The 18,182-nt window shown below is 72.1% G+C and carries 19 protein-coding genes and 2 pseudogenes; 13 read left to right on the top strand and 8 right to left on the bottom strand.

Annotated elements, in window-relative coordinates; translation table 11 throughout:
- The 3 genes and pseudogenes from ABD211_RS23720 to ABD211_RS23710 all read left to right on the top strand — a co-directional run.
- Positions 1-197 (top strand): annotated as a pseudogene (locus ABD211_RS23720) (ATP-dependent helicase); the annotation flags it as partial.
- A 42-nt stretch (positions 198-239) separates the two neighbouring features.
- Positions 240-737 (top strand): hypothetical protein, encoded by a 498-nt coding sequence (locus tag ABD211_RS23715; protein WP_344136022.1) that lies wholly within the window; start codon positions 240-242, stop codon positions 735-737.
- The gene (locus ABD211_RS23710) at positions 737-970 is read left to right on the top strand and encodes a helix-turn-helix transcriptional regulator (protein ID WP_344136019.1); all 234 of its coding nucleotides are present in this window, start codon (positions 737-739) and stop codon (positions 968-970) included. Before ABD211_RS23715 ends, ABD211_RS23710 begins: the two co-directional genes overlap by 1 nt.
- A gap of 62 nt (positions 971-1,032) precedes the next feature.
- Here the strand turns inward: ABD211_RS23710 and ABD211_RS23705 are convergent, their stop codons facing one another.
- Positions 1,033-1,293: a DUF7455 domain-containing protein gene (locus tag ABD211_RS23705; protein WP_344136016.1), complete on the bottom strand. Its 261-nt coding sequence runs from the start codon at positions 1,291-1,293 to the stop codon at positions 1,033-1,035.
- Between the two features lie 323 nt (positions 1,294-1,616).
- Positions 1,617-3,290: an RNA polymerase sigma factor gene (locus ABD211_RS23700; protein WP_344136013.1), complete on the bottom strand. Its 1,674-nt coding sequence runs from the start codon at positions 3,288-3,290 to the stop codon at positions 1,617-1,619.
- Between the two features lie 300 nt (positions 3,291-3,590).
- Between ABD211_RS23700 and ABD211_RS23695 the strand changes: the two genes are divergently transcribed.
- On the top strand, positions 3,591-4,406 hold the full coding sequence (locus ABD211_RS23695; protein WP_344136010.1) for an inositol monophosphatase family protein: 816 nt from the start codon (positions 3,591-3,593) through the stop codon (positions 4,404-4,406).
- An 18-nt stretch (positions 4,407-4,424) separates the two neighbouring features.
- On the opposite strand, the gene ABD211_RS23690 is transcribed toward ABD211_RS23695, so the two are convergent.
- Entirely contained in the window at positions 4,425-4,952 is a 528-nt protein-coding gene (locus ABD211_RS23690; protein WP_344136007.1) for a LytR C-terminal domain-containing protein, read from the bottom strand.
- Positions 4,953-5,329: 377 nt separating this feature from the next.
- Here ABD211_RS23690 and ABD211_RS23685 point away from each other — a divergent pair, with 377 nt between their 5' ends.
- Both ABD211_RS23685 and ABD211_RS23680 read left to right on the top strand, forming a co-directional pair.
- Positions 5,330-5,626, top strand: a complete 297-nt coding sequence (locus tag ABD211_RS23685) for a DUF4193 domain-containing protein (RefSeq protein ID WP_344086246.1) — start codon at positions 5,330-5,332, stop codon at positions 5,624-5,626.
- A gap of 419 nt (positions 5,627-6,045) precedes the next feature.
- Positions 6,046-6,825, top strand: coding sequence for a hypothetical protein (locus ABD211_RS23680; RefSeq protein WP_425560506.1), 780 nt, complete (start codon positions 6,046-6,048; stop codon positions 6,823-6,825).
- A gap of 65 nt (positions 6,826-6,890) precedes the next feature.
- Here ABD211_RS23680 and ABD211_RS23675 read toward each other — a convergent pair whose 3' ends face one another.
- On the bottom strand, positions 6,891-7,340 hold the full coding sequence (locus tag ABD211_RS23675; protein ID WP_344136004.1) for a DUF3093 domain-containing protein: 450 nt from the start codon (positions 7,338-7,340) through the stop codon (positions 6,891-6,893).
- An 87-nt stretch (positions 7,341-7,427) separates the two neighbouring features.
- Here ABD211_RS23675 and dut point away from each other — a divergent pair, with 87 nt between their 5' ends.
- The 4 genes from dut (at position 7,428) to ABD211_RS23655 (ending at position 9,910) form a co-directional block, all read left to right on the top strand.
- On the top strand, positions 7,428-7,931 hold the full coding sequence (gene dut, locus ABD211_RS23670; protein WP_425560503.1) for a dUTP diphosphatase: 504 nt from the start codon (positions 7,428-7,430) through the stop codon (positions 7,929-7,931).
- Positions 7,928-8,626: a DUF3710 domain-containing protein gene (locus ABD211_RS23665; protein WP_425560505.1), complete on the top strand. Its 699-nt coding sequence runs from the start codon at positions 7,928-7,930 to the stop codon at positions 8,624-8,626. The genes dut and ABD211_RS23665 overlap by 4 nt, the downstream gene beginning before the upstream one ends.
- On the top strand, positions 8,619-9,038 hold the full coding sequence (locus tag ABD211_RS23660) for an OB-fold nucleic acid binding domain-containing protein (protein WP_425560502.1): 420 nt from the start codon (positions 8,619-8,621) through the stop codon (positions 9,036-9,038). The genes ABD211_RS23665 and ABD211_RS23660 overlap by 8 nt, the downstream gene beginning before the upstream one ends.
- Before the next feature lie 161 nt (positions 9,039-9,199).
- Positions 9,200-9,910 (top strand): DUF3159 domain-containing protein, encoded by a 711-nt coding sequence (locus ABD211_RS23655; RefSeq protein WP_425560504.1) that lies wholly within the window; start codon positions 9,200-9,202, stop codon positions 9,908-9,910.
- A 4-nt stretch (positions 9,911-9,914) separates the two neighbouring features.
- On the opposite strand, the pseudogene ABD211_RS23650 reads toward ABD211_RS23655, so the two are convergent.
- Positions 9,915-10,580: pseudogene (locus tag ABD211_RS23650) on the bottom strand (potassium channel family protein); the annotation flags it as partial.
- A gap of 34 nt (positions 10,581-10,614) precedes the next feature.
- Positions 10,615-11,277 carry a potassium channel family protein gene (locus ABD211_RS23645; protein ID WP_344135998.1) on the bottom strand — a complete coding sequence of 221 codons (663 nt, stop codon included), beginning with the start codon at positions 11,275-11,277 and terminating at the stop codon, positions 10,615-10,617.
- Positions 11,278-11,440: 163 nt separating this feature from the next.
- Between ABD211_RS23645 and ABD211_RS23640 the strand changes: the two genes are divergently transcribed.
- The gene (locus ABD211_RS23640; RefSeq protein WP_344135995.1) at positions 11,441-13,546 is read left to right on the top strand and encodes an APC family permease; all 2,106 of its coding nucleotides are present in this window, start codon (positions 11,441-11,443) and stop codon (positions 13,544-13,546) included.
- The gene (locus ABD211_RS23635) at positions 13,543-14,856 is read left to right on the top strand and encodes a class I SAM-dependent RNA methyltransferase (protein WP_425560501.1); all 1,314 of its coding nucleotides are present in this window, start codon (positions 13,543-13,545) and stop codon (positions 14,854-14,856) included. Before ABD211_RS23640 ends, ABD211_RS23635 begins: the two co-directional genes overlap by 4 nt.
- A gap of 135 nt (positions 14,857-14,991) precedes the next feature.
- On the opposite strand, the gene ABD211_RS23630 is transcribed toward ABD211_RS23635, so the two are convergent.
- On the bottom strand, positions 14,992-16,422 hold the full coding sequence (locus ABD211_RS23630) for an HNH endonuclease signature motif containing protein (protein WP_344135992.1): 1,431 nt from the start codon (positions 16,420-16,422) through the stop codon (positions 14,992-14,994).
- Between the two features lie 144 nt (positions 16,423-16,566).
- On the opposite strand from ABD211_RS23630, the gene ABD211_RS23625 reads away from it, so the two are divergent.
- The gene (locus ABD211_RS23625) at positions 16,567-17,445 is read left to right on the top strand and encodes an NAD(P)H-binding protein (RefSeq protein ID WP_344135990.1); all 879 of its coding nucleotides are present in this window, start codon (positions 16,567-16,569) and stop codon (positions 17,443-17,445) included.
- A 465-nt stretch (positions 17,446-17,910) separates the two neighbouring features.
- Here ABD211_RS23625 and ABD211_RS23620 read toward each other — a convergent pair.
- Positions 17,911-18,182: Rieske (2Fe-2S) protein (locus ABD211_RS23620; protein WP_344135987.1), on the bottom strand; the 272-nt coding region annotated here is incomplete at its 5' end.

Genomic DNA, 18,182 nt, shown 5'->3' with positions numbered 1-18,182 from the left:
GGCCGCAGTCGGCCGGCGAGCGCCGGATCCTGCTGCGTAAGCAGCTCAACGGACTGGTCGCGGCGCACCACCACCGCACCGGGCTGCCGCACGGGAAGATCCACGCCGAGCTGCGCCGCCGGTGCGGCGGGCCGCCCAGCGCCCAGGCCACCATCGAGCAGCTCGAGGAGCGGATCGCCACGATCCAGTCTTTGTAAAGTCCTCTTGACGTAAAGAGAACTTGACTTCATGCTGATGGCATGACGAACTCCTCTGCGATTGACCGCGTCGTCGGCTGGGCGCTGGACCTGGGCGGCGAGAGCTACGGCGACGAGCGCGAGCGCCTGCGGTGGTACGAGGGCATGACGGCGGCCGGCCAGCTCCAGCTGATCGTGCTGCCGTGGGTCGCGACCGGGCTCGTGCTGATCTTCGGCCGGCCGGCGGTGCTGCCCCTGGCCCTGATCATGTCGATCGTCTACCTGTCGGCGTTCATGACACTGGTGTACGTGCGGCGGCGCGGCGTCGACACCGGCGTGCCCCGGTGGACACGCCCCCGGATCATCTTCGCCGTCTTCGGCGGCACACCGTACCTGCTGTTCGGCGGCGTCTGCGTGTGGAGCTACTTCCGGGACGGCGCCACGCTGGTGGGCCTCTTCGTGGGTGCCGCGATCGGCATGGGCTCCCTGGCGATCGGGTTCGTGCGCGACGCGCGGCGTCGTCGGGTTGACGAGGCCGTCGGCATCGCGGACGTCGACTGATGGCACCCCCCGCCGGCCCGGTGCGCGCCACCGGGGCGGACAGCGCGGCGGGCCCGCGCATCCGCGCCGCCCGCAAGGAGGCCGGCCTGACCCAACAGGACCTCGCCAAGGCGGTCGAGGTCAGCCGGCAGACCGTCATCTCGATGGAGACGGGCGACTACGCCCCGTCGGTGTACCTCGCGGTGCGGATCGCGCGCGCGCTCGGCACGACCGTCGAGGCCCTCTGGGGTTGATCCCCGAAGACGACGACAGGGCGCTCCGGCCTCAGCGGTCGGGGCGCCCTGTCGTCGGCACGTCAGTTGGTGGGAATCTCGGGGTCGATGGTCAGGTCGGTGCGCAACTCAGCGCCCCGCCACGTGAACTCGGGGTCAGCGACCACCTCAACGGCGATCTTGACGAGCTTCTCGGCGTACTTGTTGGCGTGGTGGCCACAGAAGAGCAGCTCACCGCCTCCTGCTAGCACGACCCGCAACTTGGCCGCAGCGTTGCAGCGGTCGCAACGCTCCTCGGCGGCGGGCGGAGCCGCCGTAGTCGACGGGGTGAGGGTGGGGGTCACGTTCCTCAGCCTCCTCTGCTGGTCATGCGTGGGGTTGCTGTGTTGCGCCTTGCTGACATGCATGCACCGGCGGGCCGGCGACTGTCTCGGATCACGCATCTTCCAACAGCGGGGCGACCGGGGGCGTTCCCGCCGTCGGTCGATGCGACCGAGGTCACCTGAGCCTATCGCCTCCATGCGACGTGCTCGGGCGACGCGGGCCGCGATTGGGCGCGGCGATGGTCACAGTTGTGTCACGGCACGCTGTGGATCCCCGACACTGAGTGACCACCGAGGCATCAAACGGTCATAACGCCCAGCGGGAACGTGATGCTCGCGACAGATTAGTCCAGATAGTCGCGCAGCACCTGGGACCGGGACGGGTGCCGCAGCTTGGACATGGTCTTCGACTCGATCTGACGGATCCGCTCACGGGTCACGCCGTAGACCTGGCCGATCTCGTCCAGCGTGCGCGGCTGGCCGTCGGTGAGGCCGAACCGCAGCCGCACCACGCCCGCCTCGCGCTCCGACAGCGTCTGCAGCACCTGCTGGAGCTGGTCCTGCAGAAGGCTGAACGAGACCGCGTCGACGGCCACGACCGCCTCGGAGTCCTCGATGAAGTCGCCGAGCTGGCTGTCGCCCTCGTCGCCGATCGTCTGGTCCAGCGAGATCGGCTCACGCGCGTACTGCTGGATCTCGAGCACCTTTTCGGGCGTGATGTCCATCTCCTTGGCCAGCTCCTCCGGCGTGGGCTCGCGGCCCAGGTCCTGGAGCAGCTCGCGCTGGATGCGACCGAGCTTGTTGATGACCTCGACCATGTGCACCGGGATGCGGATGGTGCGGGCCTGGTCGGCCATCGCACGGGTGATCGCCTGACGGATCCACCAGGTGGCGTAGGTGGAGAACTTGTAGCCCTTGGTGTAGTCGAACTTCTCGACGGCGCGGATGAGGCCGAGGTTGCCCTCCTGGATGAGGTCCAGGAACGCCATGCCGCGGCCGGTGTAGCGCTTCGCGAGGCTGACCACGAGGCGCAGGTTGGCCTCCAGCAGGTGGTTCTTGGCGCGGTCGCCGTCGCGGGAGATCCAGTCGAGGTCGCGGCGCAGGGCCAGGACGAGCTTCTCGCCCTCCTCCTCGGCGGCGCGCAGGCGCTCGGCGGCGTAGAGGCCGGCCTCGATCCGCTTGGCGAGGTCCACCTCCTGCTCCGCGTTGAGCAGCGGCACCTTGCCGATCTGCTTCAGGTACGCCCGGACGGAGTCGGCCGAGGCGGTCAGCTCCGCGTCGCGTCGGGCCTGCTTGAGCGCCTCGGACTCCTGGTCGTCCCACTCGAAGTCGTCGGCGGCCTCGGCGTCGGCCTCGGCGGCGACGACCATCGCGGCCGGCTCCTCGACCTGCACGTCGGCGATCTCGGCGGCGAGCTCCTCGTCCAGCTCGACCTCTTCGAGCTCGACGTCCTCGCCGTCGGCCTTCTTGGCGCCGTCGGGGGCGGCCTTGGTCGCCTTCTTGGCGGGGGCGGCCTTTGCCGGACCCGCCTTGGCCGCGGCGGCCTTGGTGGCCTTGGGGGCGGCCTTGGTCGCCTTCTTGGCGGGCGCGGCCTTGGCGTCGTCGTCGACGCTCTCGGCGGCGGGCGCCTCGGCCGGCGACGGGACCGCCTTCGCGGACTTCGCCGCCTTGATCGGCGTCGCCTTGGCGGGCGTCTTCGCGGCGGGGGCGCGGGTGCCCTTCTCGGCCGACTCCGCGGCACCGGCGCGCGCGGTGGCGGCCTTCGACGCGGGGGTGGCGGACCGGGCGGCCGCCACCTTGCGGCGCGGCGTGGCCGCCGAGCCGTCGACGACCACGGTCACGCCGACGTCGGCGAGCGAGCGGAGCAGCTTCTTGGCCTGGCTCGGACCCACGTCGGCGGCGTCCAGGGTCCGGCTCAGCTCCGCCGAGGTCAGCTGACCGCCGGCGGCGGCAGCAGCAGCGATCAGCGAGTCAGTGAGTGAACGGACGTCGGCGCCGGTGTGGCGGAGTTCAGTCACGAACGACCTTCCCGTGGCGTGGTTCGAGCGCGGCCGATCTTCCCTCCACAGGCGCGGCGATGCCGTGTCAGGACGATCGGTGGTATTGGAGACCCCCGGCGTCGTCTCGGCGGGCCCTTTGGGGGCTTTTCGATTCGAGGCACGCGGGCAGGCGTGAATTGTAGCGCTGATCTTCGCGATCATCCCGTCACGGCCCGTGCGCCACCGCCGACGTACACCGGTCGGTCGGTCAGAATGCTCGCAGACGGGCGCCAACGGAGCGAGCAGGCGCGCGGGGCGGGTCGGAGGAGCGGGGGCAGCGTGGACACCAGGCAGGACGTGCGGACGGGCGCGTGGGAGCTGTGCGACCTGGCCGTATCCGTGGCCCGCGAGGCCGCCGGACTGGTCCGGGCGCGCCGCGCCGCGGGCATCGGCCACGTGGCGACCAAGAGCACCGAGACGGACGTCGTCACCTCGGCCGACCGGGCGGCGGAACGGCTGATCACCGACCGGATCCGGCAGGCCCGCCCGGCCGACCGGATCCTCGGCGAGGAGTCCGGCACCCACGCCGGCGACTCGCCGGTGACGTGGGTTGTCGACCCCATCGACGGCACCGTGAACTACGTGTACGGCCTGGGCCACTACGGCGTGTCGATCGCGGCCCGGGTGGCCGACGTGACGGTCGCCGGAGTGGTCCGCGACATCGACAGCGGCGCCGAGTGGCGGGCCGTGCGCGGCGGCGGCGCCTGGCGCGACGACCGCCGGCTCACCGGCAGCGAGGTGACCGACCTGGGCGTGGCCCTGGTCGCCACCGGCTTCGGCTACCAGCCCGACCGACGGGCCCGGCAGGGTGCCGTCGTGGGCGGGCTGCTGCCGCACATCCGCGACATCCGGCGGTTCGGCTCGGCGGCGCTCGACCTCTGTCTCGCCGCGGAGGGACTCGTGGACGCTTTTTATGAAACGGGTCTCAACATGTGGGACTACGCGGCCGGCGGGATCGTCGCGGAGGAAGCGGGGCTGCGCGTCACCGGGCTGTCCGGCGAGCCGGCCGGTGCCGGCATGGTGCTGGCCGCCCCGGCCGCCCTGTACGGCCCGCTGCACGACCGTCTCGTCGAGCTGCATGCCCGCGCGGCCTGAACCGGCTCCCGGGGGCGCCTACGGGGCGGCGCAGGTGCCCGGCGGCAGGTCCGGCTGCTGCAGCACGGCGATCGACTGGTTGACCTCGATGCGGGTGGCCAGCTGCGCGAACCTGTTGCCGAGGTAGACGTCGACCAGGTCGTCCTTGCGCTTGATGTCGAACTGCATGGTCGCCTCGCCGAGGAAGTTCGCGTTCACCAACTGGGCGGCGCCCAGCGCCTTCGGCCCGAACTTGATGATGGCGATGTCGTCGTAGGTGCGGTTGCCGGGCGCGGACTGCATCTTCGTCACCTGGAAGCCCCGCTGCTTGAACTCGGCGCCGATCGTGTTGGCGAGGCCCGGGCGCTTGGTGCCGTTGTAGACGCGCAGCCGGACCTGGCTCTGCTCGGGCATCTTGGCCTGGGCGGGCACGGCGCCGGCCGGGCAGGAGTCGGCGATGGTGGCGCCCGTCTGGGTGTCCTTGGTCAGGGCCATCACGACGGTCACCACGGCACCGATCAGCAGGAGCCCCACGACAACCAGGGCCCGGATGCGTGCGAACGTCATGACGTGGTGCTCCCCGCCTTGTAGGACCCCTGTTGCCACCCCGGCGCGCGTCGGATGCGCCGCGCCGGTCGACCTTGACCGCCAAGAGGTTAGCGCCTGGCGCCGTTCGGCGTGGGGATTGTGGATCGTCTCTCGGCGCGCCGATCGTTGCTTGGCCTGTCCCGCCCCTACCTTTGTGTCGCCTGAGTCACATCGGGAACATTTCTCCGCGCGCTGGCGTACAACGTCCGCAAGAGAACGGGTAAGGTACCGCGCTCGGCTGGGGTTGTTACCACGATGGCGTGGGAACCACAGGGGGCTCGCGAGACTTGGGCGTGGGCATAACAACGTCCGGTAACGCGTTCTGGGCGTGACACAACTTGGGAGAGTGACGAGGGATGGCGACCGACTACGACGCGCCACGGCGTGACGAGGTCGATCTCGGTGAGGACAGCCTCGAGGAGCTGAAGTCCCGCCGCACGGACGCCCAGTCGGGCAGTGTCGACGTGGACGAGGCGGACGTGGCGGACAGCTTCGAGCTGCCCGGTGCTGATCTTGCCGACGAGGAATTGACCGTACGGGTGCTGCCGATGCAGGCGGACGAGTTCCGGTGCGCCCGGTGCTTCCTGGTGCATCACCGCAGCCAGTTGGCGACCGAGCGCAACGGTGAACTGATCTGCCGCGAGTGCGTCTGAGCAGCTACCGGGACAGATGAGCCCTGCGGTGGGGTTGGGGCGACCCCACGGCGGGTACCCGATGATGCGTCGCTGCCCCACAATCGGTGGCGACGTGGCGGGGGCCTAGCCAGCCGGAGGGTTCACTGATGACGAAGCACGAAGAGGTGCCCGACGTGACGTCGGGCACAGCCGTGCCCGGCACCGGGGCCGGGTCGGGTTCCGGGTCCGACCACCGATCGGACCCGGGGGACGCGGGCGCGGTTGACGTGAAGCCCGGTGTGGCGGTGCCGGCACCGCGCACCGAACTGGCCGGAACGGCCGCGGCGGGTGCCGCCGCGGACGCACCGGTGGTGGGTGAGGTGGTCGCGGGCGCGACCGCCGCTGGTGACGGCGTCGGTGCGGACGGCACCGTTGCGGACAGCACCGTTGCGGACAGCATCGGGGTGGGCGGCACCGGGGCGGGTGGCGCCGGTGCCGGTAACCCGGATGAGGCCGTGGCCGACGCGCTGGCGCGGCTCACGGCCGACGATCTGGCGCCCAAGGAGCGGCGCCGGCTGCTCGGTCAGCTGGCGGGCGCGATGCGTCAGCGGGGCTTCCGCGACATGTTCCGGCCGAAGGCGGCCATGGGATGGCTGTCGGATCTCGTGGCCGACGTGGCGCCGCGCATTCCGATGCGCAACGCGGCCACGCTGCGCGCCCACTTCCCGGGCGCCAGCGACGCCGAGATCGCCGACAAGCTGGTCCGCAACGCGGCCCGGGCGACGGCGGCCATCGGCGCCGTCGGCGGCGGCGTCGCGGCCGTGGAATGGGCGGCCCCGCCCGCCCTGTTGACCGCGCCGGTGCTGCTGGCCGCGGAGACGGTCGCGGTGGTCGCCGTCGAGATCAAGCTCATCGGTGAACTGCAGGAGATCCACGGCCTGCCGATCGCGGCCACCGGGAAGTACCGGGCCGTGGCCCTGGTGCAGGCGTGGGCGGCCCGGCGTGGCGTGAACCTGCTCGTCCCGGGCCGGGGCGCCGCGGCGGCGCTGGGCACGGCTGCGCGTCTGGAGCTGCGCGACCGGCTGCTGCGCCGGTTCGGGCGCAACCTGACGACCCTGGGGCCGGTGCTCACCGGCGCGGCCGTGGCCGCGTTCCTGAACCGGCGGGCGACCCAGCGCCTGGCGGAGGAGGTCCGCGCGGACCTGGCCCGCCAGCGGCGCACCGCGATCGAGGGCTGACCACCGGCCGGGTTACCCGACCGGCCCGCGGTGCTGGCGGCCCGCAGTGCTGGCGGCCCGCGGTGCTAGCGGCCCGCGGTGAGCGCGGCGACGAGGCGGTCCGGCCGGCGGGAGCTGATCAGCCAGTACGGCGTGGGATCGGCCGGATCGTTGAGGTCGACGCGCACCGTGCCGCGCACCCACGGCCGGATGATCACGAAGGCGAGCGGGTCGGCGTCGACGCCGAGCAGTTCGCGGCGCTCCTGCGCGTCCACGGCGTACGCCCCGGCGATGAACTCCCGCGGCAGGTTCGCGTCGTCCACGCGCAGGCGCTCGGCGTCAACCCGCACGCCGATACGGCTCAGCCAGGCCATGGCGCCGAGGAGCAGGACGGCGCCCACGATGATCGCGCCGTCGCGGATGCCGGGGGCGCCGAGGGTCAGTTCGGCGCCGAGCCCGGCGCCCAGGAGCGCGCCGACCGGCCACGCCCACCATGGGACGACGAGCCGCTCGCGGTGCAGGGTCGGGTCAGCCACGTTAGGCAGGGTAGCGAGGGCGTCGGCCGCCGCGGCGGGCGGCGGGTGGGCCCTGGATGATGGACGTATACGTGAGGGGGAACGCTGGTGAACGAGCCTGACGCGCGGGTACGGGTGCTGGTGCGCCGGATCGACGAGGGCGCGACGACGCCCGCGTACGCCCACCCGGGCGACGCGGGGGCCGACCTGTACGCCGCGGCGGAGGTGAAACTTGCGCCGGGGGAGCGGGCGCTGGTCCCCACCGGGGTGGCGATCGCCCTACCGCCCGGGTTCGTGGGATTGGTCCACCCCCGATCGGGTATGGCGCACAAGTTGGGCGTCACGGTCCTCAACGCCCCGGGTACCGTCGACGCCGGGTACCGGGGGGAGATCATGGTCAACTTGATTAACCATGATCGCGATGCGACCGTGGTGATCGCCCGCGGCGACCGGATTGCTCAGCTTGTCGTCCAGCGGGTCGAACAGGCAGACTTCGTGCTGGTTGAAGAGCTGCCAGACTCCGTACGGGGAACGCAGGGACACGGCTCGACGGGCGGACACGCCGCGCTTGGCGCGGTCGGCCACCCGCGCGCCACGGAGGAGGAATGGTGATCTTCTCGCGGCAGCGCCCCGGCGCTGGGCGACACACACCCGGGCGCCACGCGGCGCACGGGTCCGCTGACCAGTCAGCCGCCACGCGGCGCGCCGACCGGGAGCCGCTCGAGGTGCCCGCGCACGGGCCCTACGATGTCACCGCCGCCCCCTCCGACAACCTGCCCCGGCTCGACCTGGGCGCCCTGCTGATCCCCGCCGTGGATGGCGTGGAGCTGCGGGTGCAGGCTCAGCCCGGCGGCCAGGTGCAGCAGATCATGCTGGTGGACGGCGAGAGCTCCGTGCACCTGGGCGCCTTCGCCGCCCCGCGCTCCGAGGGCGTGTGGGACGAGATCCGCACCGAGATCACCGAATCGCTCGCCGCCGACGGGGGCCGGGCCTCCGAGGTCGACGGGCCGTACGGGCCGCAGCTGCACGCCCGGCTGCCCAACGGCGCCGAGCTGCGCTACGTCGGCATCGACGGGCCGCGCTGGTTCGTCCGCGCGGTGTTCCAGGGCGCCGCCGCCCTCGACCCCGACGCCTCGCCCCGGCTCGCGCTGGTGCTCGACGGCCTCGTGGTGGTCCGCGGCGACCAGGCCATGCCGGTGCGCGAGCCGCTGCCGCTGCGCCTGCCCAAGGAGATGGTGGCCCACATGGAGGCCAACGCCGCCGACGCCAACGCCGACACGGGGGAGTCGGAGAACCCCGATGGCTAGCGAGCCGGACGATACGCGCGCGGCGGCCAAGGGGGCCGCGGAGAGCCGTCCCAACGGCCTCAGGCGCATGCTGCGCCGGTTCACCGCCAGCGAGGCGGAGATCGAGGCCGAGGAGCTGCAGCGCGACGTGGCCCGCCACGGTTGCCAGCCGGCCCGCGAGGCCGAGCGCGGGCAGCTCGTCAGCGTCACCGGCCGACTGCGCACCGTGGTCTATACTCCGCGTACCACCGTGCCCACGCTCGAGGCCGACCTGTACGACGGCAGTGACGTGGTCACCCTGGTCTGGTTGGGCCGTCGGCAGATCGCCGGCATCGAGCCGGGCAGGGCGCTCACCGCACGCGGTCGGGTCGCGCTCCGTGACGACCGCAAGGTGATCTACAACCCGTACTACGAGCTGGAAGCGGCGCCGTGACACGACACAGCGACAACCGCACCACCCGGTCCGGCACCAACCAGGCCGAATCCGACGACGCCGCCCTCACCGAGGTCGTCTTCGGCGATCTCCCGCCGGACCAGCGTGCCGCGGTGGCCGAGAAGGCCGTCGCGGAGGCGATCTTCGGCGACCTGGACGCCCTGGACGAGACGGACGCCGCGCACGGGACGGCCGCCGGCCGCCGGTCCAGCGACGATTCCGAAGACGACGAGGAGCCGCTGCCGAGCTTCACCGAGCAGGTGGCCCAGCAGTTGGGCGGCGTGCGCGGATTGCTCGAGTCCAGCATCCCGGTGATCACCTTCGTCGTGGCGAACGTCGTCGGCGGCTGGTTCGACCTGTCCTGGCGGCTCAACCTCGCGATCGTGCTCTCGGTCGCCACCGCCATCGGCATCGCGATCTTCCGGCTGAGCCGTAAGCAGCCGATCCGGCATGCCGTCAACGGCCTGTTCGGCATCGCGCTGGGTGCCTGGCTGGCCTACCGCTCCGGCGACGAGCGCGACTTCTACCTGCCCGGCATCTTCCTCAGCCTGGGCTACGCGGTGGCGATGCTGGCCTCTGTGGCCTTCCGTCAGCCGCTGGTCGGCTGGATCTGGTCGGTCGTCGTGGCCGGCGGCAGCAAGCAGTGGCGCTCCGAGCCGCCGATGGTGCGCACGTTCGGGTGGCTCACCGTCGTGTGGGCGGCGATCTACATCCTCAAGACCGGCGTCCAGACGGTGCTCTGGTACGCCGACCAGGCAACCGCGCTGGGCATCGTGCGCCTGGTGTTCGGCTACCCGCCGTACCTGCTGCTCCTGGCCTTGACCGTGTGGGCGGTGCGCCGCACCCGCGACCGGATGGCGACCACGGCGTAGCTCAGACGGCGTCGCTGCCGAGCATGACCTCGCGGACCGTGTCCTCGACCTGTGCGGTGCAGACGAAGACCAGCTCGTCGCCGGCCTCCAGCGGGTCGTCCTGGCTGGGCGCGATGACCCGCTTGCCGCGCAGGATGGCCACGAGCGCCGCGTCGCGGGGCAGCGGCACGTCCCGCACGGCCTGGCCAACGTACGGCGCGGAGTCCGGCAGAGTGATCTCCACCAGGTTGGCCTGGCCCTGCCGGAAGGTCATGAGCCGCACCAGGTCGCCGACCGTGACCGCCTCCTCGACCAGGGCGGCCATGAGGCGCGGCTTGCTCACCGCGACGTCGACGCCCCACTGGTCGGTGAACAGCCACTCGTTCTCGGCCCGGTTGACGCGGGCGACCACGCGGGGCACCGCGAACTCGGTCTTGGCGAGCAGCGAGAGCACCAGGTTGGCCTTGTCGTCGCCGGTGGCGGCCACGACCACGTCGCACTCGGCGAGGTTGGCCTCCTGCAGGCTGGCCAGCTCGCAGGCGTCGGCCAGCACCCATTCGGCCGACGGGACCCGCTCGGGGCGCAGCGCCGTGGGCTGGCGTTCGATGAGCAGCACCCGGTGCCCGTTCTCGATGAGCTCCTGGGCGATGGAGCGGCCCACGTTGCCGGCCCCGGCGATCGCCACCCGCATCGAACCTGGTTTGCGCATCTCAAGCTCCCCGCGCTCAGATTCCGGCCGGCGCGTTGCCGGTGACCTGCGTGACAGCGTCGATGATGTCGTCGGTGACAAGCATGAAGACCTGGTCGCCGTCCTGCAGGACCGTCGACGCGGTCGGCAGGGTGCCCAGGCCGAAACGCATGATGTACGCCGCCCGCGTGCCGCTCGCGTCCTCCAGGGCGCGCAGCGGCTTGGAGATCCATCCGGCGTGCAGCGGCACCTCCATGATGGTGACCAGGCCGGTCGGGTCACGCCACAGCTCGATCGTGCCCTCGGGCAGCAGGTGGCGCACCATGCGGTCGGCCGTCCAGCGCACGGTGGCGACGGTCGGGATGCCGAGCCGCTCGTACACCTCGGCGCGCTTCTGGTCGTAGATGCGGGCGACCACGCGGCCGACGCCGAACGTCTCGCGGGCCAGCCGGGCGGAGATGATGTTCGAGTTGTCGCCGCTGGAGACGGCCGCGAAGGCGTCGGCGCGCTCGATGCCGGCCTCGATGAGCACCTCGCGGTCGAAGCCCATGCCGGTGACGGTGAGGCCGGTGAAGTCGGCGCCGAGGCGGCGGAACGCGTCGGGGTTCGAGTCGATGACGGCGACCGTGTGGCCGCGGCTCTCCAGGCCCTGGGCGACCGTCGAGCCCACCCGACCGCACCCCATGATCACGACGTGCACGTCTACCCCTGCCCGCTGTCCCCGCGCTGATCGAGACCACAATGATCCAGATCGCGATGATCGTTATCTGGTCTCCCGAGCAGACGGTACACCGTTACCGATGTCCCGCCACGATCACCCACCGGGCCGTCCCGCGGGCGCGACGCCCGTACGCTGTTCGGTTGTGGCCACTCCCACCTCGCTGCTGAAGCGGCTGGTGCTCGGTCGACCGTTCCGGTCCGACCGCCTTCAGCACACGCTTCTGCCGAAGCGCATCGCGCTTCCGGTCTTCGCCTCCGACGCGCTCTCCAGCGTCGCGTACGCCCCCGATGAGATCCTGCTGACGCTGTCGATCGCCGGCGCCACCGCCCTGACGTACTCGCCGTGGATCGCCCTGGCCGTCGTTGTGGTGATGCTCACAGTCGTCGCCTCCTACCGGCAGAACGTCCACGCGTACCCGTCCGGCGGCGGCGACTACGAGGTCGCCACCGTCAACCTCGGCCCGAAGGCCGGCCTGGGCGTGGCCAGCGCCCTGATGGTCGACTACGTGCTGACCGTGGCCGTGTCCACCGCCTCCGGTGTGGCGCAGCTCGGCTCCGTCTGGGGCTGGGTGGGCGAGCACAAGGTGGGCGTCGCGGTCACCGCGATCGTCGTGCTCACCGCGATGAACCTGCGGGGCATCCGGGAGTCCGGCAGCGCGTTCGCGATCCCGACGTACGGCTTCATGATTTTGATTCTGGGCATGGTGCTCACCGGCCTGTTCCGGATCTTCGTCCTCGGCGAGGACCTGCGGGCGCCCAGCGCGACCCTGGAGATCACGGCCGAGCACTCGGTGAGCGGGCTGGCGTTCGGGTTCCTGCTGCTGCGGGCGTTCTCCTCCGGCTGCGCGGCGCTGACCGGCGTGGAGGCGATCTCCAACGGCGTGCCGGCCTTCAAGAAGCCCAAGAGCACGAACGCGGCCACCACGCTGCTGCTGCTGGGCTCACTCGCCGTGACCATGCTGGTCGGCATCGTGTGGCTGGCCAAGCTCACCCACCTGCAGTTCGTCGAGGACCCCGACCTGCAGATCGTCGCCAGCCCCGAAGGGTACGAGCAGAAGACCGTCACCGTGCAGCTCGGTCAGGCCGTGTTCGGCGACTCTTTCATGGTCATCATCATCGCCATCGCGACGGCGTTGATCCTGTTCCTCGCCGCGAACACGGCGTTCAACGGCTTCCCGGTGCTCGGCTCGATCCTCGCCCAGGACCGCTACCTGCCGCGCCAGCTGCACACCCGCGGCGACCGGCTGGCGTTCTCCAACGGCATCATCTTCCTGGCCGTCTTCGCGATCGTGCTGATCGTGGCGTTCCAGGCCGAGGTCACGCGGCTGATCCAGCTCTACATCGTGGGCGTGTTCGTGTCGTTCACGCTGTCGCAGACCGGCATGGTGCGGCACTGGAACCGGCTGCTGCGCACCGAGCGCGACCCGGCCGCCCGCCGCAGGATGACGCAGTCGCGGGCGATCAACGCGTTCGGCCTGTTCCTCACCGGCGCGGTGCTCATCGTCGTACTCATCACGAAGTTCCTGCTCGGCGCCTGGATCGCGATCGCCGCGATGGCCGTGATGTTCCTGATCATGACGGGCATCCGGCGGCACTACGACCACGTCGCGCGGGAGCTCGCGGCGGCCGACACGCGGCCCACGCTGCCGGCCCGCAACCACGCGCTGGTGCTGGTCAGCAAGGTGCACCTGCCGACGCTGCGGGCGCTGGCCTACGCGCAGGGCACCCGGCCGGACACCCTCACGGCCGTCACGGTCAGCGTCGACGAGCACGAGGCGCGGGCGCTGCAGGCCGAGTGGGACCACCGCCACCTCGACGTCCCGCTCACGGTGATCGACTCGCCGTACCGGGAGATCACCCGTCCGGTGATCGACTTCGTCAAGGACCTCCGCCGTACGTCACCCCGCGACGTGGTCACCGTCTTCATTCCCGAGTACGTCGTGGGCAAGTGGTGGGAGCACCTGCTGCACAACCAGAGCGCCCTGCGCCTGAAGGGCCGGCTGCTGTTCGAGCCCGGCGTCATGGTGGTCAGCGTGCCCTGGCAGCTCGGCTCGGCCACCACCAAGGACCTCGACAAGCTGGACCGTTCGTTCGGCCGCGACGTCCTGCGCGGCCCGCGCCACGCCTACGACGAGCCGGTCAGCCCGTCGTCGACCGAGATGCCGCGCACTGAGATACCGCGCACTGAGACACCGCGCACTGAGACACCGCGCACTGAGATGCCGCGCACTGGGACGACGCGGTCATGAGTTCGTCCGCGGAACCCGACCTGCTCGTCATGGAGGACGAGCTGGTCGGGACCGAGCTGGAGTGCGAGGTCGGCCCGGTGGCGCACGGCGGGCACTGCGTGGCCCGGGTTGACGGCCGTGTCGTGTTCGTCCGGCACGCGCTGCCGGGCGAGCGGGTGCGCGCGGTCGTCACGGAGGTGCGCCGCGGGTACCTGCGCGCCGACGCGGTCACCGTGCTGACAGCCTCGCCCGACCGCGTCACGCCGCCCTGCCCGTACGCGGGTCCGGGCCGCTGCGGCGGCTGCGACTTCCAGCACGCCACGCTCGCCGCTCAGCGGTCCCTCAAAACCGCGGTGGTACGCGAGCAGCTCCAGCGGCTCGGCGGCCTCACGGCCGACCAGGTCGACGCCCTGGGCGTCGAGGTGGTCCCGGTAGACCCTTCGTCTGGCGGTCCTGCGTCTGGCGGTCCTGCGTCTGGCGGTCCTGCGCCTGAGGGTCTGGGCTGGCGGACCCGGGTGCAGTACACGGTCGACGCGGTCGGTCGCGCCGGCTTCACGCTGCACCGGTCCCACGAGGTGATCCCGGTGGACCGGTGCCTCATCGCGGCGCCGGCCGTTCAGGCGGCCGAGGTCGAGGGTTCGCCGGTCACATCGCACCGCTGGCCGGACACCGACCGGGTCGAGGTCGTCGTGTCCAACCGCGAGAGCCCGGTGAGCATCGTGCGGGAGACCGGGCGGGAGCGGCACCTCGTGGCCGGCCCGGCGACCGTCCGGGAGAGCGTGGCCGGGCGCGAGTGGACCCTGGGCGCCGGCGCCTTCTGGCAGGTGCACCCGGCCGCCGCCGCGACGTTCGCGGCGACGGTCGTGGAGCTGCTGGACCCGCGCGAGGGCGAACGGGCCTGGGACCTGTACGGCGGCGCCGGCCTCTTCGCCGCCGCGCTCGCCCCGCGGCTCGGCGTGACGGGCCGCCTCACGGTGGTCGAGTCCGACGCGCGGGCCGTGGCCGTCGGCCGCCAGGCGCTCGACGACCTGTGGACCGTCCGGTTCGTACACGCCCCGGTCGAGCGCGCCCTGCGCGACCGCCGGTGGACCTCGGTCGACCTGGTCGTGCTCGACCCGCCCCGCGCGGGCGCCGGCCGCCAGGTCGTGGACGCCATCGTGGCCCGCTCGCCGCGTGCGGTCGCCTACGTGGCCTGCGACCCGGCCGCACTGGCCCGCGACGTGCGTACGTTCATCGACCACGGCTGGCACCTGACCGCCCTACGGGCCTTCGACGCGTTCCCGCAGACCCACCACATGGAGTGCGTCGCGCTCCTGACCCCTTCGCGCTAGCGGCTTAAAGGCTTCGGCTCCACCGTCGGTCGGCGTCGCCGGCATGGTCTCGCTCCGCCCGACGCCGCCCGGACGGGGCGCGCCCTCGTAGCTGATCTTGTAGGCCCGTGCCGCCGCCACCGGGGCGGCCTGTGATCATGGTGCCCGGGCGGTGTGCCGGGCGTTGCGCAGTGGCCGTTGATCCGGGTCGGCCCAGGCCGGCGGGATGAACTCCGGCAGCCCGTCGTCCGCGAGCCGGACGCGCCAACCGCCCGGCTCGTGCACCAACCCATGGTGAACGCGGCATAGGAGGACCCCGTTATCGACGGCGGTCCTTCCGCCGTCGACCCAGGAGACGAGGTGGTGCCCGTCCGTCCAGCGGGTCGGGCGGTCACAGGCCGGGAAGGCGCAGCCGCCGTCCCGCACCCGCAGCGCCTGCCGGATCGGGCCGGTGAACAGGCGTCGCGCGCGCCCGACGTCGAGGACCTGGCCGTCGCCGCCGAGCACCGCCGGCAGGATCATGGCGTCGCAGGCGAGCCGCCGCACGACCGCCGGGCTGAACCGCTCACCGCCGTCGCCGCTGGCCACGCCGAGTTCGTCGCGCAGCGCCTCGAACCGGGTCGTTACCACGATCTGCGGGAGCTGCCCACCCTGCGTGGGAAGCCCGCCCTCGCGCATGACCCGGTCGCAGATCTCCACGAGCGCGTCCGCGCGGCGCTGGTCGGCCGTCCGGTCGTCGCCGACACCCCGCAGGTTCGCGAGTGGCCCCAGCGCCGTACGCAGGACGGCCGCGCCCTCGCGGCCGAGGTAGCCGCGCACCACTGTGCCGCCCCAGTCGTCGTCGAACAGAGTGAGGCGACGCCGGTGCCGCGTCCGCCGCTCCGCCGCTTCCAGCGACCGCAGTTCGTGGTCGTCGGCCAGTTCGGGCGCGATGGTTGCCAGCGCGTGCCGGCCGACGGTCCGCAGTTCGGCGGGCCCGAGCACGGCGGCCTGCCCGATCAGGAACTCCTCGACCTGATCAACGATCTTGTTCGCCGGGCCGGCGACCTCGTCCGCGCCGACGACCGCGGTCGCGCCGGCTACATCGTCCGGGCCGGCCACGTTGGCCGCGTCGGTCACCGTGTTCGCGCTGGCTACCGTGTCCGCGCTGGCTACCGTGTCCGCGCTGGCTACCGTGTCCGCGCCGGTAACAGGGAACTGGCCCGCGTCGTCGACGTGCAGCGCCGTGACGGCCCCGAGCACGGCATGCGCCTGCTCGGTCGTGAGGTCGCCGGCCGCTAGGGCGGCTGCCGTGACGGGCCGGTCGCGCAGCAGTCTGGCCAGCCGGGTCATCGCTGCGGCCGCCGGCCCGGAGACGCGCAGCCGCCAGCGCACCCAGGCCGTCGTCGACGTCGCGCCCAGCTCGCGGGCCAACGCACGGGCGTCGAACTCGCCGAGCAGCCGCAGCCTGAGCCCGGCCAAGCGCTGCTCCAGGACGTGCACGGCCTCGCATGCGGCGACCAGCTCGTCGTCGCCGCGCGACCAGTCCGGTCGCGCGGCGAGCGCCGAGACGGCGCCATCGATGGCGTCGAGCTCCCCCGTGAGCACGGCCCAACATTAGTACATACATTCGAAGATCGGAACCTGTCCCGAGGGTGCCTCGTATAGGTAAGCAGAGCTGAAGCTCAACGCTCCACTATGGAATCGGATAGTTAGCTGACCGGGGCGGGGCGGATGGGGGAGGATGGCGGCATGGTCGACCGGACCCAGCGACACCCGCTCGTCGCCGTGACAGCGGCGAGCGGGCAGCTCGGTCGGCGGGTGGCCGCCCGGCTCGCCGCCGCTGGCTTCCCGCACCGGCTCGTCGTGCGCGACGCCACGCGGGCGCCGCAGCTGCCCGGGGCGGAGGTCGCGGTCGCCGACTATGCCGACCCGGCCGCGATGGGGGCCGCGCTGGCGGGCGTGGACACCGTGCTGCTCATCTCGGCGACCGAGGCGGCCGACCGCGTCGCGCTGCACACCACCGCCGTGGACGCCGTCGTGGCGGCCGGCGTGCGGCACCTGGTCTACGTCTCGTTCCTCGGCGCCGGGCCGGACGCGACGTTCACGTTCGCCCGCGACCACTGGCACACCGAGAAACACATCGAGAGTACGGGCGTTGCGCACACGTTCCTGCGCGACAGCCTCTACCTGGACGTACTCCCGCATTTCGTGGGCGCGGACGGCGTGTTGCGCGGACCCGCCGGCGACGGACGGGTCGGCGCGGTGGCCCGCGACGACGTGGCCGACGTCGCGGCGGCGGTCCTGCGCGATCCGGCGTCCCATGCCGGCCGTACCTATGACGTCACCGGGCCGGAGGCGGTCACCCTGGCTGAGGTGGCCGGCGCACTGACGGCCGCCACGGGCCGGGTCATCACGTACCACCCGGAGACCCTCGAGGAGGCGTACGCCTCCCGCGAGCGGTTCGGCGCGCCCGGCTGGGCGGTGGACGGCTGGGTCACGTCGTACGCCGCGATCGCCGCCGGCGAGCTGGACGTCGTGAGCGACACCGTCACCACGGTGGCCGGGCATCCGCCGATGACCTTCGCGGAACTGCTCGCCGCCCACCCGCCCAGGCTCGCCAGCCCGTAGCGCGGCTCAGGTGACAGCGCGGCTCAGGTGACAGCGCGGCTCAGGTGACAGCGCGGCTCAGGTGACAGCGCGGCTCAGGTGACAGCGCGGCTCAGGTGACAGCGCGGCTCAGGTGACAGCGCGGCTCAGGTGACAGCGCGGCTCAGGTGACAGCGCGGCTCAGGTGACAGCGCGGCTCAGGTGACAGCGCGGCTCAGGTGACAGCGCGGCTCAGGTGACAGCGCGGCTCAGGTGACAGCGCGGCTCAGGTGACAGCGCGGCTCAGGTGACAGCGCGGCTCAGGTGACAGCGCGGCTCAGGTGACAGCGCGGCTCAGGTGACAGCGCGGCTCAGGTGACAGCGCGGCTCAGGTGACAGCGCGGCTCAGGTGACAGCGCGGCTCAGGTGACAGCGCGGCTCAGGTGACAGCGCGGCTCAGGTGACAGCGCGGCTCAGGTGACAGCGCGGCTCAGGTGACAGCGCGGCTCAGGTGATGACGAGCTGGCCGTCCGTCACCGTGACCGTGAGCGCCGTGAGGGGAGCGAACGCGGGCGGGTTGACCACCGCGCCGGTGGTGGCGTCGAACGCGCTGCCGTGGCAGTTGCAGGTGATCCTGCCATTGCTGACGCCGGCGACGAGGCAGCCGGCGTGGGTGCACACGGCCGTGAAGGCATGGAAGACGTCAGCGGTCGGGCGGGTGACGACGACCTGATGCTCGGGGAAGACCTGACCGCCGCCGACCGGCACGACGGCCGCGT

The organism is Luedemannella flava (genome assembly GCF_039528515.1).
In the GTDB taxonomy this organism is placed as follows: Bacteria; Actinomycetota; Actinomycetes; order Mycobacteriales; family Micromonosporaceae; genus Luedemannella; species Luedemannella flava.
This window is presented reverse-complemented; position numbering and strand designations above follow the sequence as displayed.